We start from the raw sequence: 496 nt of genomic DNA on the forward strand, positions 1-496 counted from the left end.
GTAACTTAATGCCGGCACTCTTGGCGTCGGGCTCCATACCGATGGTTATGGCAGGGATAAGAAATATACCAGGCGCCCCTTCGGGAATGTATCGAGATGGAGGAGTAATCGATTACCACTTTGACTTTGAGATTCAAAACAAAGGGCTATGCTTGTACCCACATTTCAACCCAACGCCCAAACCTGGTTGGTTTGATAAAAGCTCAAAGAGAGTTGCGAGAAGTGAACACTACGACAGAACAGTGCTCATTTGCCCATCGAAAGACTTTATTAGCGCTCTACCCTACGGAAAGATCCCGGACAGAAACGACTTCGTAGACTTAGACGTCACAACAAGACAAAAATATTGGAACACAGTTCTACAAGAAACAGAGAGAATGGCTGAGTCACTTGATTCAGCCATTAAAACTGGAGAGATCATCAAACTCATTAAACCTCTCCCTTTCTGAAGAGCACGATTTAGAGCTGACCTAAGATGACCTCAGCTCCGCTCACT

General features: G+C 45.2%; 1 pseudogene. It reads left to right on the plus strand.

What is annotated here, in order from left to right:
* Positions 1-449, plus strand: a pseudogene (locus A3762_RS27395) (patatin-like phospholipase family protein); the annotation flags it as partial.
* Positions 450-496 lie beyond the last annotated feature (47 nt).

The sequence above is a fragment of the Oleiphilus sp. HI0125 genome (assembly GCF_001635355.1).